This window comes from Rickettsia endosymbiont of Polydrusus tereticollis (genome assembly GCF_964026385.1).
GTDB lineage: Bacteria > Pseudomonadota > Alphaproteobacteria > Rickettsiales > Rickettsiaceae > Rickettsia.
On record NZ_OZ032142.1, the window covers coordinates 200238 to 216819 of the forward strand.

Consider the following 16582-nt stretch of genomic DNA (forward strand, 5'->3'; position numbering starts at 1 on the left):
CCGGGTTAGTGAGTTGAAAGAAGAATTTGTAGAGAATGATAAAAAAATAACAGAGTTAGAAAAACGATTAAAAATACTAGTCGGTGGATTAGAACATTATAAACAATTAACAGCTATACCCGGTATAGGTTTAATTACCGCTACGGCATTAATAGCAGCAATAGGTAATGCAAAATATTTTGAGAACGGCAGGCAATTATCGGCATGGCTCGGTTTAGTACCGAAACAATATTCTAGTGGCGGTAAAGATAAGCTACTTGGGATTAGTAAAAGAGGTGATATTTATTTGCGTACTTTATTAATTCAAGGAGCAAGAGCGGTACTAAATGCTAAACTAAGATTTACAACCGAAGCACAAAAAAATAAAAAAGACTTTAGTAAATTTACTGAATGGATGTTTAATTTATCGGAACGATGCGGGCATAATAAAACTACCGTCGCAATAGCGAATAAATTGGCACGAGTAGTATTTGCAGTATTACGTAACGGCAACGATTATAATGAAAGTAAAGTTTGTAGCTAACAAAAGATGAATAACTTAATAGTATTAAATATTTAATTAAGTGTTAATAATAAATAGATAATAAAATAAAACGAATGATATAGAGATACCAACCTAGAATATGCGTGAGAAATAATATTGACGGTAAATAAGACAAACCTTAGCCTATGAAAAAACTGATTGACACACAGGCTCTAATGAAGCCGCAAAAGTGATAAGTAAAAGTTTGTAGGTAGCGAATTCCATCAGGGCTATATGATAAATTTGAAATAATTTATCAATTATAAGCCGGATACATGTCTGCATTTGCTTCTTTGCTATTAAATATTATTTTTTTCTTGCATTATTAGGGAGGTCCATACATGTGTTAAATGAATTCGCTAATAGAGAAGAAGTATTATGTATTGGTGATGGAAAGAGCGATGTAACGTTGGAGTTAATTAACGAAAAGCTGCAAGAAGTTACATTTGCAGATAATCTTCGTATTGATATTAATGCCCATGGTGATAGGGATGATCAAAAACAACAACATATACACTTAGAATTATCCTATCTGATTAAGACAGAAGATTTTTTAGAACAGTTTAAAAATCTTTTGCTTAAACATTCTGGAAAACAAGAATTAACAGGAGAGTGGCATTTATGGTCTTGTTTTGGGGGGAGTGCTAATAAAGCCGCACATATTTTAGGAAAAGGTAACACTTTAATTACTAATGTTAATTCTAAAAGTACAGCTGCCTCAGGTTTAGAAAATTATACTATAAAAAAATCGTTAGAAAATTACTTAAAAAATCCTGAAAAAGATATTTATACGAGATGGGTTGAAGAGCGAAAATATTCTTTTCAATCTTCAACATTTAATTTTAATCCTACGTCTGACCCCAAAGATACTATTCATCTAAAGACTGCTCGTACTCTGAAACCTGAAACCTGAAACATTAAAAGATATTGCTAAAAAATTTGAATATACTAGTGATTTAACTGCTGTTTTTATTGATTTTATTGCTGAAGATATAAGAAAAATTGAAAGTAGCCAAGAATTTAAAAAAGCTAAAGAACAAGGCTATTTAAAAGCTAATTTTAAAGAATCGGATGCAGTAAAAATTGAGCTTAGCGATGAAGAAGCAAAAAATTTAGCACTAGGAATAGCGATATATTTAAGTAATAATAATATTAAAAATCAAGGTTTATTTAAAGAATACCTATATACTATCAAGCAAATTGGAATAGATTTAGATAATAATGTATTGGGTATTACACCATTATGTATAGCAGCTCAAGAAGGACATAGCGGTACAGTGAAAACGCTTTTAGAGCATGGAGCAAATGTGAATCAATGTAGTAATATAGGTATTACTCCTTTATATATAGCAGCTCAAGAAGGACATAGCGATACAGTAAAAACGCTTTTAGAGCATGGAGCAAATGTGAATCAACCCAATACAAGTGGTGTTACTCCTTTATATATTGCATCTCAAAAAGCACATATAAAGGTAGTAGAAGAGCTGTTAAAGCATGGAGCAAATGTGAATCAACCTAGTAATATAGGTATTACTCCTTTATTGATAGCATCTCAAAATGGACATATAGAGGTAGTAGAAGAGCTGTTAAAGCATGAAGTAAATGTGAATCAATCCGATAATATAGGTATTACTCCTTTATTGATAGCATCTCAAAATGGACATATAGAGGTAGTAGAGAAACTATTAGAGAAAGGTGCAGGCGTAAATAAAGCGAATGGTCGCGATGTTACTCCTTTATTGGTTGCGGTTACAAAGGGACATGTAGAGATAGTAGAAAAACTATTAGAAGTGGGAGCGGATTCGAGTAAAGCTTTGAAAGACGGTACCACACCATTACAAGCAGCAATGCTAACAAAGGATCAACGGATAGTGCAGTTAATTATAAGTTACGCAGAAAAAGAGCAAAAAATTATAAAAACTCCTCCTTCTGTTCCACCTCGTCCTTCAAATAAACCTAAACAAACTATAGGAAGATAATTAATAAGTAAGTCATGTACAAATCATTATATTTTTACTTAAAAATTTTTAGCGTGCTGGCTTTAATAGGTTTCGGCGTAGTTGCTTATTTAATCTATTATTATTCGAGAGATCTACCGGACTACTCACAGCTGGCAAATTATTATCCGCCGTCAGTGACTCGTGTTTATTCGCATGACGGGAAATTAATGGAAGAATATGCCTTTGAACGTCGAGTATTTGTGCCTATTAACAGTGTACCGAATTCATTGATCGAGGCATTTATTGCAGCAGAAGATAAGAATTTTTTTAGCCATCCCGGCGTGGATATTCTGGGTATAATCAGAGCAGCGATCTTTAATATCTCAAACCTTCTGCATCACCGTCGAATGGAGGGCGGCTCTACCATCACTCAGCAAGTAGTAAAAAATTTCTTGTTAACCAACGAAGTTTCAATAAAGCGTAAGGTCAAAGAAGCCGTGCTATCTTATATGATTTCGAACACCTTCACCAAGGAGCAAATTTTAGAGTTGTATCTTAATCAAACATTTTTTGGTCATGGAGCATACGGCGTAGCTATGGCGGCACAGAATTATTTTAACAAATCAATCGAAGAATTAACTATTGCCGAATCAGCCTTTATTGCCGGCTTGCCGAAAGCCCCTTCAAATCTAAATCCCGATAAAAATTATGCAAGGGTAAAAGAGCGTCGTGACTATGTAGTTCTTAGAATGCTTGAAGATGGCTATATAACTGAAGAAGCGGCAAAAGAAGCCATAGACACACCGATTATTTTACAAAAACGAGATCGCAATGAAACGATTACGGCAGATTACTACGCAGAGCAAGTAAGGGAAGAAGTAATTAAAATGCTAGGTAGCAAAGAAGAGTTTTATACGGGCGGTCTGACTATTATCACTTCTTTAGATACAGAAATGCAAGGAATCGCTGAAAATTCGCTTAGAAAAGGTATAAGAGAATATGATCGGAAATACGGTTTCAGGAAACCGATCGCTAATATTACCCTTGAGAATTGGCAAGAAAATTTAAAAAATTTACCGCCTCCCCTCTCACTTCTCGAATATAAGCTAGCCGTGATATTGGACGTGGCGGATAATTATGCTGAAATCGGACTTGACAACGGCAAAAAAGCTAAAATTCCTATTTCCGAAATGAAATGGGCAAAGAGTAATTTAAAATCAGTTAAAACTATATTAAAAAAAGGCGATGTAATAGTGGTTGAGCCGGTAAAAGATCATTATGCATTAAGGCAAATTCCGGCGGTAAACGGTGCTATTATGGTTATGAATCCAAATACCGGTCAGGTACTGGCAAGCGTCGGCGGCTATGATTTTACCGCCAGTAAATTTGATAGAGTAACGCAAGCATTGCGGCAACCAGGGTCTTTAAGCAAAACTTTTGTTTATCTAGCGGCTTTAGAAAACGGCATAAAACCTAATCAAATTTTTGATGACGGACCGATAGAGATATCTCAAGGCGAAGGTATGCCTAGCTGGCGACCAAAAAACTATGAGGGGAAATTTTTAGGTCCCATTACTATGCGTACCGGTCTTGAGAAATCTAGAAATCTTATAACTGTTCGAGTGGCTAGTGCCGTCGGGCTTACAAAAATCGTTGATATAATTAAGCGTTTCGGAATTAATAGCGAGCCGAAAAAAGTTTACTCGATGGTACTCGGCTCTATTGAAACTACGCTTGAAAAAATGACTACTGCCTATGCGATTATAGCAAATTCCGGCAAAAAAATTTCACCGCACTTTGTGGAATTGATCAAAGATCGCAACGGCAAAATAATTTACCGACGAGATAATAGAAATTGCGAATCTTGTAACGTTTCGGATACTGAGCTAGAAACGGCAATGCTAACCATACCGGCAGAGAATGCTTATATGGTTATAGATGAGGCTAGCAATTATCAAATTACTTCCTTTCTAACGGGAGCAGTAGATAGAGGAACGGCGTATTCAGCCAAAAAGCTCGGGAAGATTATGGGGGGGAAAACCGGCACAAGTAATGATAGTAAAGATACGTGGTTTGTCGGTTTTACTCCAAAAATAGTAGTCGGTAGTTATATCGGCTACGATATTCCTAAAAGCCTTGGCAGATCGGCAACCGGTTCTAGTGTAGTATTACCTATTTTTATAGACTTTATGCAAAATGCTTATAAAGATATTCCTTCGCTACCGTTTAAAGTACCGGAGTCGATAAAATTATTAGCGGTAGATAGAGCAACCGGAAAAGTTACACCGCAAGGTAGCGTTATGGAAGCATTTAAAGTAAATAACATTCATATGCTCGAATCTGATGATTTTGTTAAAGATAATAATATTTTCGATTACGTACCAACTGAAAAAGATAATTCCCAAGAGATATATTAAGTTTATATATACAGCATCATTGCGTGGATACCCAAGCCGTCATGGCGAGGCGTCTCTTGACGCCGTGGTCATCCAGAAAATCATAGTCATCCTGAATTTATTTCGGCGTTGCTGCAAATTAAGTGGCAATATCCGGTAAAGTTACACAGCGGCGTTTATTATTTAGAGTTATCTGTAAGTTAATCCTAACTAACGGTTCAGGGAGTAAATGCTCAATTATTTCCGGCCATTCTATTAGGCATAAATTGCCCTGTAAGGCATCTTCTATACCGAGTTCATAAATTTCTTCGGATGATTTCAACCGATAAAGGTCAAAATGATAGATCATAAAATTTGTTGCTTGGTAGGTTTGGAGAATATTGAAAGTCGGGCTAATAATTTCGGTGTTAGAGCCGCAAAAATATTTAATAATTTCCCTGCATAGAAAGGTTTTGCCGGAGCCGAGGTCACCGGTAAATAGTACAACGCTACCCGCACTTAATTTTTGAGCTAAAATTTTAGCAAAATTTTTAGACTCTTCTTCGTTATTTAATAATGTTTCGTGGTTTAGCATATGTTATTAAGATGTCATTCAAAAAACCCCGTTATTGCGAGAAGGCATTGGTGTTGTTGCTTGGCTCGAATTTTTGGTGTCATACCAGCGAGGCATTGTTGCGTGGATCGATTTTACCTCGTCATTGCAAGGAGGTACGAAGTACCGACGTGGCAATCCAGTAAAAAATAGCTAAAAATGCTATGAAATTTATTATTTTCCTGGATTGCCACGCTCCTTTCAGTCGCTCGCAATGACGTTTGAGGTATCCATGCAACAATGCCACCTCGCAATGACGTTACAGGTAGCCACGCAACAACACCTTATGTGGTTCGCAATGACGGTTACGCCACCAGCTTCTCACGCAATACTTCTACTAATTTATTAATTGCCTCGGCGGGGTTTATATTTTCGAGAATAGCCAGCTCACCGGCAAGTCTATTTAATGCAGATTCGTAAAGGGTTCTTTCGCTGTAAGAACGATCATTATCAACATTTTTGTGGAGGTCACGCAATACTTCGGCAACAGCAACAATGTTTCCTGAGTTAATTTTACTTTCATATTCTTGTGCCCTTCTACTCCACATTCTATTGCCTTGTTTAGCTTTACCTTGCAGGGTGGAATATATTACATCGAGATCTTTTTTGCTTGCAACCGCTCTAAGACCGACAACGACCGCTCTGCTAACAGGAACTTTTAGCGTCATTTTATCTTGCGGAAAAGAAATTACATAAACTTTAATTTCCGTACCGGCTAAAGTATGAAATTCTATATTTATTATTTCTCCTACTCCGTGAGACGGGTATACGATTCTTTGCCCTATTTTAAACTCAGATTGTGTTGACATATTTTAGTTCCTCCGTAAAATATTTAGGCTTACACTACTCACCTTTCTAGAAATTTTTGAAATAGTGAGAGGGGTATAATTGTAGTTTTATACAAAATACCAGAGCTTAATATAGCATATTTTACTATAGTTAGAAAGTACTAAGTTTTATTATTATGATACGATTTTCGCAGAGATTTAAGTTAACAAAGAAAAATTTTATTATTGTAATAATATTAATAAAATCCTATTGTATTTAAAACCCTCGTCATTGCGAGGAGGTACAAAGTACCGACGTGGCAATCTTATGAAATTAGCTGGATTGCTTCGCTTCGCTCGCAATGACGAGAGGAGTAATTATATAACTAAAAAATAAATGGCTATGTATAATATTTTTATTACTATAATATTTTTATTGTTTTTAAGCTCTTGTTCTGAAGTTAAAGCCAAAGAACAAGAAGAAAAACCGGAGCAAGTCATAAAAGAAAATAGCGATATTTCGATAGAGCAAACAAAAGTCCCTGCAAATGTAAGCGAGCCGGTAGCTCCTCAAAATAGTGATAATAATTTAGAAGAACCGCCTACGGAAGCGGGTATTTCTGAGCAAGATAGTAATAATCAAGAAGTTACTTTGCAAGATAAGCAAAAAAATGCAACGGTAACAGATTCTAGTGCTGCCTTGGTAGAATCCGCCGTAACTTTTAACGTCGGCAAAAACGACATCGTCCTTGGAAATAAAGAATCAAAGGTGGTGATGGTAGAATATTTTTCTCCTACTTGCCCGCATTGTGCTTATTACCACACGGCAGCTTTCCCGGAAATTAAGAAAAAATATATTGATACTAATAAAATAGCTTATGTTATTCGGGAATTTATTAGTAATAAGCAAGATTTGGATGCAGCAATTTTAGCTCGTTGCAAAGGTGATATAGATAGCTTTTTACAATTTCATAAAGTAATATTAGAGCAGCAAGATAAATGGGCATATAGTAATAAATATCGTGAGCTGTTAACAAATATCGGTCAAATCGGCGGTATTTCTCCTGAAACCTATCAACAATGTTTAAGTAACGATAAAATTACGGAGATATTGCTTGCTAATACTAATTTTGTAGCAAAAGCTCCAAAATTTATCGGTACCCCGTCATTTTTTGTTAACGGTGTACAGATTGAGCAAGGATATACTATTAATAATATTTCGGTGGCTATAGATAAAGCTTTAGAGAAAGATGAAGTTAAAATTTAATGGATCAGGGAAAATTAAAAAATATTCAAAAAAGAATAAAAGAATTTAAAGCAACGGAGGATTCTAATTTAAAGTCAAAGCAAGAAATTAGTACATTTACTATAGGCGTAGATTTAGTTGCCGGAACAATGGTCGGCGTGTTTATCGGCATAACGATCGATAAATTATTTAATTCCAAACCGTTATTTCTTATATTATGTATGATAATAGGAATTATTGCCGGCTTTAATATAATTTGGCAAAAATTAAAAATAACCAATAAAAAATGACACACAGTCCTTTAGTCCAATTTAACGTAAAAAAATTGCTCGAAATTCAGTTGTCGGGTATCGATATTAGTTTTACTAATTCCAGCGGCTATATGTTACTCGCCGTTATTTTAGCTTTGACTTATTTTTATGTAGCTTTACAAAAAAAACAGGTGATTCCTTCAAGGCTGCAGGTAAGTGCTGAAATGGTCTATAATTTGGTTACCGGTATGCTAAGTCAGAATGTCGGAGCAAAGGGGCGTAAATTCATCCCGTTAATTTTTAGTTTATTTATATTTATTTTATTTTGCAATTTGCTAGGTATGATTCCCTACGGGTTTACCGTTACTAGCCATATCTCAGTAACTTTTGCCTTGGCAGTTATGGTTTTTTTAACGGTAACGATTGTCGGTTTTTATAATTACGGGCTGCATTTTTTAACTGTTTTTTTACCGCATGGAACTCCCTTATGGCTTGCTCCCTTAATGATAATAATTGAATTATTTACTTACCTTGCAAGACCGCTAAGTTTATCATTGCGACTTGCCGCTAATATGATAGCCGGACATATCTTATTAAAGGTAATAGCCGGCTTTTCGGTTTCTCTAATGATTTACTTGAAATTTATCCCGCTTCCTCTTATAGTCGTGCTAATCGGGTTTGAAATTTTTGTTGCGATACTTCAAGCTTATATTTTTACTATTCTTTCTTGTGTGTATCTTAATGATGCTATTAACCTACACTGATTTATTTAACTAACGTTGGAAATTTATATGGATATGATCTCTTTAAAATATATAGGTGTCGGGTTTATGGCTATCGGTATGTTTGGAGCGGCACTCGGTGTGAGCAATATATTTAGCTCACTACTAAGTTCGATAGCTCGAAACCCTTCGGCCTCCGAACAACTACAAAGAATGGCATTAATCGGTGCCGGACTTGCCGAAGCGATGGGGCTGTTTTCTTTTGTGATAGCGATGTTGCTTATATTTTCCTAACTTTGAGGTCATTCTCGCAGGGGCGGGGTGTTGTGGTATGCCTACCGGACACGTCATGGCGAGGAGGCATCGTTGCATGGATTGAAATCGTTGTAAAGCACCGTCATTGCGAGGAGATGCGTAGCATCGACGTGGCAATCCAGTAAAAAATAGCTAAAAATGCTATGAAATTTATTTTTTTCCTGGATTGCCACGCTCCTTTCAGTCGCTCGCAATGACGTTTAGGGTATCCATACAACAACACTGTCGTAGCCACGGCATGACACAAAACCAATCCAATCCTTCATTTACGAGCAATATATGCCGCAATTTGATCTTACTAACTATTATTCACAAATTTTTTGGCTAATTGTTACTTTCAGTTTGCTATATATTGTTGTTTATAAGTTTATAGTGCCTGTTGCTGAGCAAATTTTAAATAACAGACAGGTAAATATTCAAGATAATGTAGAGCAAGCGGATAAATTAACGCTAGAAGCTGAAGAATTAACCAAGTATTATCATGAAGAATTAACTAAAATATCAGATGATATAGCACATCTCAAAAAAGAGGCTATAAATTCCTTGGAAGCTACTTTTTTGGTAAAAAAAACTAATATGGAAAAAGAGTTAAAACAGCAGATAAAACAAAATCTTGAAGATATAAATATAGCCAATAAAGCCTTTTGGCTTAATGGGAACAATGCCGTAGCAAGCTTAGCTGCTAATGTAATTAAAAAAATTACCGGTAAGCAAGCTGATATAAATTTATTAAAGAAAATTACAGGAAAATAAGATGATGAATTTTTTAGATGAAAGTTTTTGGCTTGCCGTGAGTTTTATATTTTTTATATATTTAATTTATAGACCGACAAAAAAAGCAATTTTAAAATCCTTGGATACTAAAGTTTTAGAAATTCAGGAAAAGGTTTTAAAAGCCGAAAAGTTAAAAGATGATGCTGTGTTGTTATTTGCTCAAATTAGCGAACAAATAAAAAAGTTAGAAATTTTGCGTAATAAAATGCTGCAAGAAGGGGCAAAACATACCGAAGAAATAGTTAAAGAAAAAAATAAGGAAATTGAAGAACTTTTAGAACATAAAAAAGTAGAAGTTGTTAAGTTAGTCGAAAATCAGAAAAACCAAGCAAGTCAAGCTTTACAAGTCGAACTTTGTGACCAAGTAATAGAATTAGCTTTAGCTTATTTTCAATCATCAAAAAGTACCGACTTATTAGATAGTGATATTGCTAAAAATCTAATGAATAATCAAATTAAAAATTCTGATAGTAAATATAATTAATTTTTAATGTTGTGTTGCATAGTTCGGTATTACCTTGTCATTGCGAGCGACTAAAGGCGTTGTTGGCATGGCTCGAATTTTTGATGTCATTCCTGCGAAAGCAGGAATCCAGAGAATATTTAAGCGAATTATATAGTAAAATTTTATATAATTTTGCTTATTTTAAGTGTTTTTTCTAGATTCCCGCTTTCGCGGGAATGACATATAACACTTTTCTCGAGCCATGCAACAACGCTATTTTTTATTATCTATTACCCACTTACTATTCAAATAATCATTATTGTACTTACTTAGATATTCCTGATATTTGCCTTTAAAATCTATTATAGATTTGTAAGAAATAGCTATAACTCTAGTAGCGATATGGCTGGCAAAATCTCGATCGTGAGTAACAAGAATTACAGTACCCGGATAATTAACTAGAGCTTCTTTTAAAGTGTTGCGAGCTTCGATATCTAAGTGGTTAGTCGGTTCATCAAGCACCAGAATATTACTTTTTTCTAGAATAATTTTAGCTAGTAATAATCTTGCTCCCTCACCGCCGCTTAAACTTAAAATATTTTTATTTACTTCTTCTTGACGAAATAATACTTGCCCCAAAGTGCTTCGAATTGTCCGATCAGTTTCCTTTTCCGCTTGAGCTGTTAACCAGTTAAGAATACTAATATTTTCATTTAATAATTCATGATGATCTTGAGCGAAATAAGAAATTTGGATTTCATATCCCCATTCATAACTACCGTGGTCGGCTTGGATTTTTCCTAGTAAAATTTTTAGAAGCGTTGATTTTCCGACGCCGTTCGGACCGATAATTATAATCTTTTCACCACGAGAGACAGTAAAATTCACTTTGCTAAATATCATTTTATCGGCAAAGCTTTTGGAAATATCATTAACTTTTAATACTAATTTTCCGGATGATCTATTTTGCTGAAAATTAAAAACGGGACTAATGCGTGAAGATTTTTGTAAATCCGGTAGCTGTATTTTTTCAAGTTGTTTTTCTCTTGAGGCACTTTGCCTTGCTCTTGTGCCTGCTCGGAATCTATCAATTCCAGCCTGCATTGTAGCAATTTTTTTCTCTAAAAAAGCATGCTCATTAAGTTTTTGCTCAGCGACTAATTGTTTTTCTCGAACAAAATTATCGTAATTGCCGGTATAGGGTTTAATTTCACCGTAATCGATATCGAGAATATGAGTAGCAATACTATTAAGAAAAGTAAGGTCATGAGAAATAAAAACTAAAGTACCTTTAAATGAAGTTTTTAAGTAATTTTCTAACCAGTAAATAGAAATTATATCAAGGTGATTGGTCGGCTCATCAAGTAATAATATATCAGGATTGTTAAATAAACCTTGAGCAAGCAATACTTGGAGCTTGTAGCCGCCGGATAATACCGAAAGCGGTTGATAATGATATTCTTCTTTTATGCCGAGACCGACTAACAATTCTGCAGCGAAAATTTCTGCCGTATAGCCGTCATTATCATATATTATTTGTTCAAGCTCGCCGAGTCTAAAACCTGTTTTTTCATCACATTCAGATTTTGCAAGTAATTTATTTTTTTCTTGTAAAGCATTCCATAATTCTTCTTTGCCGGCAATTACGGTATCTATAATTAACGTATTTTCATAGCGAAATTGATCTTGTTTTAAACAGCCTATTTTGGAGTTTCTAGAAATACTAATTTCACCGAAAGCCGGTTCTTCTTCTTTTAGTAAAACCTTAAAAAAAGTAGTTTTTCCTGCACCGTTAGCTCCAACAAGGCCGTATCTATTACCTTTTTTAATGTGAAGATTTACGTCAATAAATAATATTTTCGCACCATAGCTCATAGCCAGGTTATTTATAATAATCATGTGTATGCTTAAATTGAGAGTGGTTGAGTACAGCGTCATTCAGAAAGCTTGATACAAGCGAATTTTTTTGGATTCGCCTGTGCTCATGTATTATTATACACTGCGCAGGCTCACCTTTAAATTCATCTTGTCTAAATCTTTCTGAATTTAGCTGTATAATCAAGATTAAATTGTTATGAAGTCTTATGTTTTTTTTAGGTTATTGTTGCATGGCTCTAAAAAAGTGCCGTATGTCATTCCCGCGAAGGCGGGAATCCAGAAAAAACACTTAAAATAAGCAAAATTATATAAAAATTTACTATATAATTCGCTTAAATATTCTCTGGATTCCCGCCTTCGCGGGAATGACACCGAAAAATTTGAGCCAGGCAACAACACCGGAATGACATCAAAAATTCGAGCCATGCAGCAACGCCTAAAACTACACGCCGTGACGTTCTACGATTAAACTCTTTATTTCTGCAATGGCTTTAGCAGGATTCAAGCCTTTCGGACAGGTTTTTGTACAATTCATAATTGTGTGACAGCGGTAAAGTTTAAACGGGTCTTCTAAATCGTCAAGCCGCTCGCCGGTATGATCATCTCTAGAGTCCACAATCCATCTGTAAGCTTGGAGTAGAATAGCCGGACCTAAATATTTATCGCCGTTCCACCAATAGCTAGGGCAAGCTGTAGAGCAGCAAGCACATAATATACATTCATATAAGCCGTCAAGTTTCTCTCTATCTTTCAGAGATTGTAACCGTTCCATATTGGAGGGAGGAGGACTATCTGCTTTAAGCCACGGCTCTATAGATTCATATTGGGCATAGAAATGTGCCATGTCCGCTACTAAATCTTTTATTACTTTCATATGAGGAAGCGGATAAACTTTTATATCGCCGGAGATTTCCTCTATCGGTTTGATGCAAGCTAAAGTATTGGTTCCGTCTATATTCATGGCACAACTGCCGCAAATTCCTTCCCGACACGAACGCCTAAAGGTTAAAGTAGAATCTATTTCATTTTTGATTTTAATTAAAATATCCAAAACCATCGGACCGGTTTTAGATAAATCTATTTCATAACTGTCCATACTCGGATTTTTCCCCGAGTCAGGATCGTATCGGTAAATTTTAACGGTGCGTGGCTGTTTTGCCGTAGCAGTTGCTTTATGTAGCTTGCCGCCTCGTATAACAGAATTCGGCGGTAATCTTAACTCTGCCATTAATTACCTCTTAAATATAGATTTGTTCGCCATGACGGGATTTTTATTAATTCTCGAGCCATGCAACAACACAGGATCAAGCCATAGAATGATGCCATTTTCAAGCAGGCTTTTTATCCTCGATTTTAGTATTACTTGCTTTCGTTTTACTAACGGATTTTTCCTTATCTATCTTAATAACCGGTGGAGTACCGAGAGGAAAAGTGTTTTCTTCCTCAGCGTCTAAAGGTCTATTACTAAGCAAGTTTTTAATTTGCTGGCCGGATAATGTTTCATATTCTACTAAAGCATTGGCAAGTATATGAAGTTGATCAATATGCTTAGTTAAAATATTTTTAGCAAAATCATATCCTTCCGTAATAATTCTTTTTACCTCTGCATCAATTAAATCCGCAGTAGCTTCCGACCTCTCACTAGTATTTTGTCTACCGTATATATCGTCACCGGCTGAACCGTGAAATATCGGTCCGACTAAATCGCTTAACCCTAATTGTGTAACCATAGCTCTCGCTACTTGGGTGGCTCCTTTTATATCTGACGAAGCACCGGAAGTAACTTTATTTCTGCCGTAAATAATTTCTTCCGCTACTCTTCCACCCATAGAAACGGCTATATCTGATTCTAATTGCTCTCGGCTTTCAGAATATTGATCTGTTTCCGGTAATCTTTCGACCATTCCTAACGCTCTGCCTCTTGGGATAATAGTAGCTTTGTGAATAGGATGAGAAGCGGAAGAATAAAGCCCGACTATTGCATGCCCGGCTTCATGGTATGCCGTTCGTTTCTTTTCTTCCTCTGACCTCACCATTGAGTGATGTTCAACTCCCATTAATACTTTATCTCTCGCTTCTTCCAAATCGCTCATATCTACTTCTTTCTTACCTCGCCTTGCAGCAAGTAATGCAGCTTCATTAACTAAATTAGCAAGTTGTGCACCGGAAAATCCGGGAGTACCTCTGGCAATAATTCTAGGTAAAATTTTAGAGCTATATTTTACTTTTTTCAAATGTACTTGTAATATTTGTTCTCGCCCATTAATATCGGGGTTAGATACTATAATTTGACGGTCAAACCTACCGGGACGCAATAATGCCCGATCAAGAACGTCAGGACGGTTAGTAGCTGCGATAATAACAACACCTTCATTTGTTTCAAAGCCATCCATTTCGACTAGCATTTGGTTAAGCGTTTGCTCGCGTTCATCATTACCGCCTCCCATGCCGATACCTCTATGGCGACCCACCGCATCGATTTCGTCAATGAAAATAATGCAAGGTGCATTACGCTTACCTTGCTCAAACATGTCACGCACACGGCTTGCACCGACGCCAACAAACATTTCAACAAAATCAGAGCCTGATATGCTGAAGAACGGCACGTTAGCCTCACCTGCTATTGCTCTAGCCAAAAGAGTTTTTCCGGTTCCCGGCGGACCTATCAGTAAACACCCTTTCGGAATTTTACCGCCGATTTTTTGAAACTTACCGGGATCTCTTAAAAAATCAACAATTTCCGTTAATTCTTCTTTTGCCTCATCAATGCCGGCTACGTCCTTAAAAGTAATCTTCTGTCCTTTATCCGATAATAATTTAGCTTTAGATTTCCCGAAACCCATTGCTTTACCGCCGCTATGCATTTGACGCATAAAGAAAACCCAAACGCCGATTAACAGCAACATCGGGAACCAAGAAATAAAAATACCTAGTAAAGAATGCATTTTTGTATCGGGAGGTACGACCTCAATACTTACTTCATTATTATTAAGACGATTTATTAAATCCGGATAATCAGGTGCGTAAGTAGAAAAGGAAGAACCGTCGGAAGAGATACCTTCGATTGTTCTACCTTGAATCTTTACCGAACTAATAGTTTTTTCATCAATTCTTGCTAGGAAGTCCGAGAAAGTAATATTGTTTTTGCTGCCTATTAAGCTATCTGACTGAAAAACATTAAAGAGCAATATTGTAAAAACAAAAATTACTGCCCAGATTAAAATATTTTTACCTTGATTATTCATTATATATAAAACCTAACAAAAATGTGTAAAACGTGATATAAAACTCGGATTAAAAGAAACGTTAAAAATTTCTCTCTCGTTATCATAATATGATATATGAGGCATTGCTATAACTTTTTCAAGTATTTTAATCACCGGCAGGGTAAATAAAATTGCTATGTGGTTTCCAAAAGTTAAATCTTTTAGTAATTTAATATCTAAATATTTTTTTATCGTACTGTAATCTTTCAGTGTTAAATTAGTTACATATTCAAATAATCCTTCCTCGCCTATATCGTTGTTCGCCCTTTCAACTATTTTTATGTTTTTTGTAATATGAAATCTATTATCCCAAATAACCGGGTTGTTTTGTAATGTTATATTGCTTGGAAGTTTTTTACCAAATTCTCGGTATATCAGTAAATTATTTTCTATTCGTTTAAGAACGCAACCATGTAGGGTTTTTTTTAATTTCGTAGCCGTTTCAATCAAAGTTAATATCGGTGCTATCGAATAAAAACGTACACTACGTTTTTTGCCGCCGATTATTATGAGTAGAAAACTAATTAATTGTACTCTTACTTCAAAAGAAAATTTAGCAAATTCCAGCAAGTTTAATCGAGCAAAACCGAATTCATAAATTTTTACCGATTCCGCTATTGCGGCAATTAGCTCCGGTTTAAATGTATTTTCTAGTAGCTTATTAGCTTCAACTTGTCTTAGCTGTATATCGGCTTTAATATATTCATTTTCTTGTGTAAGTTTTTTCCTAATGACGTTACGCTGATATTTGTCCGATAAATTAGACTCGTCTTCAAACCACTTAATATTATTAGCAATTAAATAACTAATCAGTTCACTTTTCGGGATGTTAAATAAAGGTCGTGCTATTTGGATATTATTATACCAGTTAATATTATTACTGCTTAAACCGAATATACCGCTTTTACGCTCTAATCTTATACAAAAATTTTCAACATAATCATCGGCGTGATGAGCAGTTAAAAGAATTAATATATCGAGTTTATGACATAAATCGGTCATTAACTCATAGCGTCCTTCTCTTGCTCTCTCTTGCAAATTAGAAAAATTATTTTGATGATCAAAATGTAATTGATAATGAGGGTGTCCTAGCTTATCGCTTATTTCTTTTACATAGTCATTTTCTAGCTTTGATTGTTCTCTTAAATTATGGTCGACGGATATAACAAATAATTTAACGTTATTCTTTTTTGCCCAGAGGCTAGTAAGATATAAAAGAACTGTTGAGTCGCTACCTCCTGAAACGGCAATAGCAATTTTGGTGAAAGGAAAATTACCGATTAAATTGTTAATATTATTTTGAAATTTTTTGTAAAGCATATATTTGGTATTTTTTGGTATGATTAACTTGAAGACGTCATTGCGAGGGGACATAAGGCTTGTTGCATGGCTCGAATTTTTGCAAAGCGTACGGTGTCATGCCGTGACTTGAACAGCATTGTTGCATGGCTCGAATTTTTGATGTCA

Annotated in this window: 15 protein-coding genes and 1 pseudogene; 10 read left to right on the forward strand and 6 right to left on the reverse strand. The window is 35.4% G+C overall.

Going from position 1 to position 16582, the window contains the following annotated elements; genetic code table 11:
* Positions 1-7: 7 nt before the first annotated feature.
* From AAGD48_RS00935 to AAGD48_RS00950, 4 genes and pseudogenes are all read left to right on the forward strand, one after another.
* Positions 8-523: pseudogene (locus AAGD48_RS00935) on the forward strand (IS110 family transposase); the annotation flags it as partial.
* 343 nt (positions 524-866) lie between these two features.
* Positions 867-1436 carry a hypothetical protein gene (locus AAGD48_RS00940; RefSeq protein ID WP_341790091.1) on the forward strand — a complete coding sequence of 190 codons (570 nt, stop codon included), beginning with the start codon at positions 867-869 and terminating at the stop codon, positions 1434-1436.
* Between the two features lie 313 nt (positions 1437-1749).
* On the forward strand, positions 1750-2502 hold the full coding sequence (locus AAGD48_RS00945; RefSeq protein WP_341790092.1) for an ankyrin repeat domain-containing protein: 753 nt from the start codon (positions 1750-1752) through the stop codon (positions 2500-2502).
* A 14-nt stretch (positions 2503-2516) separates the two neighbouring features.
* Positions 2517-4880 (forward strand): penicillin-binding protein 1A, encoded by a 2364-nt coding sequence (locus AAGD48_RS00950; RefSeq protein WP_341790093.1) that lies wholly within the window; start codon positions 2517-2519, stop codon positions 4878-4880.
* A gap of 118 nt (positions 4881-4998) precedes the next feature.
* On the opposite strand, the gene tsaE is transcribed toward AAGD48_RS00950, so the two are convergent.
* Together tsaE and AAGD48_RS00960 are read right to left on the reverse strand one after the other, a co-directional pair.
* Positions 4999-5433: a tRNA (adenosine(37)-N6)-threonylcarbamoyltransferase complex ATPase subunit type 1 TsaE gene (gene tsaE, locus AAGD48_RS00955; protein WP_341790094.1), complete on the reverse strand. Its 435-nt coding sequence runs from the start codon at positions 5431-5433 to the stop codon at positions 4999-5001.
* Between the two features lie 323 nt (positions 5434-5756).
* Entirely contained in the window at positions 5757-6260 is a 504-nt protein-coding gene (locus tag AAGD48_RS00960; protein WP_341790095.1) for a CarD family transcriptional regulator, read from the reverse strand.
* Positions 6261-6621: 361 nt separating this feature from the next.
* Between AAGD48_RS00960 and AAGD48_RS00965 the strand changes: the two genes are divergently transcribed.
* The 6 genes from AAGD48_RS00965 (at position 6622) to AAGD48_RS00990 (ending at position 10010) form a co-directional block, all read left to right on the forward strand.
* The gene (locus tag AAGD48_RS00965; RefSeq protein ID WP_341790096.1) at positions 6622-7485 is read left to right on the forward strand and encodes a DsbA family protein; all 864 of its coding nucleotides are present in this window, start codon (positions 6622-6624) and stop codon (positions 7483-7485) included.
* The gene (locus AAGD48_RS00970) at positions 7485-7754 is read left to right on the forward strand and encodes an AtpZ/AtpI family protein (RefSeq protein ID WP_341790097.1); all 270 of its coding nucleotides are present in this window, start codon (positions 7485-7487) and stop codon (positions 7752-7754) included. Before AAGD48_RS00965 ends, AAGD48_RS00970 begins: the two co-directional genes overlap by 1 nt.
* A complete protein-coding gene (locus AAGD48_RS00975) occupies positions 7751-8479 on the forward strand; it encodes a F0F1 ATP synthase subunit A (protein WP_341790098.1) in 729 nt (242 codons plus the stop codon). Before AAGD48_RS00970 ends, AAGD48_RS00975 begins: the two co-directional genes overlap by 4 nt.
* Before the next feature lie 27 nt (positions 8480-8506).
* Positions 8507-8731 (forward strand): F0F1 ATP synthase subunit C, encoded by a 225-nt coding sequence (locus AAGD48_RS00980; protein ID WP_253308170.1) that lies wholly within the window; start codon positions 8507-8509, stop codon positions 8729-8731.
* Positions 8732-9031: 300 nt separating this feature from the next.
* Positions 9032-9505, forward strand: a complete 474-nt coding sequence (locus AAGD48_RS00985) for an ATP F0F1 synthase subunit B' (RefSeq protein WP_341790099.1) — start codon at positions 9032-9034, stop codon at positions 9503-9505.
* A 4-nt stretch (positions 9506-9509) separates the two neighbouring features.
* On the forward strand, positions 9510-10010 hold the full coding sequence (locus AAGD48_RS00990; protein ID WP_341790806.1) for an ATP F0F1 synthase subunit B: 501 nt from the start codon (positions 9510-9512) through the stop codon (positions 10008-10010).
* A 234-nt stretch (positions 10011-10244) separates the two neighbouring features.
* Here the strand turns inward: AAGD48_RS00990 and AAGD48_RS00995 are convergent, their stop codons facing one another.
* The 4 genes from AAGD48_RS00995 to tilS form a co-directional block, all read right to left on the reverse strand.
* Positions 10245-11870, reverse strand: a complete 1626-nt coding sequence (locus tag AAGD48_RS00995) for an ABC-F family ATP-binding cassette domain-containing protein (RefSeq protein ID WP_341790100.1) — start codon at positions 11868-11870, stop codon at positions 10245-10247.
* Positions 11871-12291: 421 nt separating this feature from the next.
* Positions 12292-13077 (reverse strand): succinate dehydrogenase iron-sulfur subunit, encoded by a 786-nt coding sequence (locus tag AAGD48_RS01005; RefSeq protein ID WP_341790102.1) that lies wholly within the window; start codon positions 13075-13077, stop codon positions 12292-12294.
* Between the two features lie 100 nt (positions 13078-13177).
* Entirely contained in the window at positions 13178-15094 is a 1917-nt protein-coding gene (gene ftsH, locus AAGD48_RS01010; protein ID WP_341790103.1) for an ATP-dependent zinc metalloprotease FtsH, read from the reverse strand.
* A 12-nt stretch (positions 15095-15106) separates the two neighbouring features.
* Complete coding sequence (gene tilS, locus AAGD48_RS01015; protein WP_341790104.1) at positions 15107-16435, reverse strand: tRNA lysidine(34) synthetase TilS; 1329 nt, start codon at positions 16433-16435, stop codon at positions 15107-15109.
* Positions 16436-16582 lie beyond the last annotated feature (147 nt).

Coding starts and splice junctions, on each gene's coding strand:
- AAGD48_RS00950 (WP_341790093.1), top strand. CDS start 2,517: ATGTACAAATCATTATATTTTTACTTAAAAATTTTTAGCGTGCTGGCT.
- AAGD48_RS00975 (WP_341790098.1), top strand. CDS start 7,751: ATGACACACAGTCCTTTAGTCCAATTTAACGTAAAAAAATTGCTCGAA.
- AAGD48_RS01005 (WP_341790102.1), bottom strand. CDS start 13,077: ATGGCAGAGTTAAGATTACCGCCGAATTCTGTTATACGAGGCGGCAAG.
- AAGD48_RS00985 (WP_341790099.1), top strand. CDS start 9,032: ATGCCGCAATTTGATCTTACTAACTATTATTCACAAATTTTTTGGCTA.
- AAGD48_RS00965 (WP_341790096.1), top strand. CDS start 6,622: ATGTATAATATTTTTATTACTATAATATTTTTATTGTTTTTAAGCTCT.
- AAGD48_RS00970 (WP_341790097.1), top strand. CDS start 7,485: ATGGATCAGGGAAAATTAAAAAATATTCAAAAAAGAATAAAAGAATTT.
- AAGD48_RS00990 (WP_341790806.1), top strand. CDS start 9,510: ATGAATTTTTTAGATGAAAGTTTTTGGCTTGCCGTGAGTTTTATATTT.
- AAGD48_RS00980 (WP_253308170.1), top strand. CDS start 8,507: ATGGATATGATCTCTTTAAAATATATAGGTGTCGGGTTTATGGCTATC.
- ftsH (WP_341790103.1), bottom strand. CDS start 15,094: ATGAATAATCAAGGTAAAAATATTTTAATCTGGGCAGTAATTTTTGTT.
- tsaE (WP_341790094.1), bottom strand. CDS start 5,433: ATGCTAAACCACGAAACATTATTAAATAACGAAGAAGAGTCTAAAAAT.
- tilS (WP_341790104.1), bottom strand. CDS start 16,435: ATGCTTTACAAAAAATTTCAAAATAATATTAACAATTTAATCGGTAAT.
- AAGD48_RS00995 (WP_341790100.1), bottom strand. CDS start 11,870: ATGATTATTATAAATAACCTGGCTATGAGCTATGGTGCGAAAATATTA.
- AAGD48_RS00960 (WP_341790095.1), bottom strand. CDS start 6,260: ATGTCAACACAATCTGAGTTTAAAATAGGGCAAAGAATCGTATACCCG.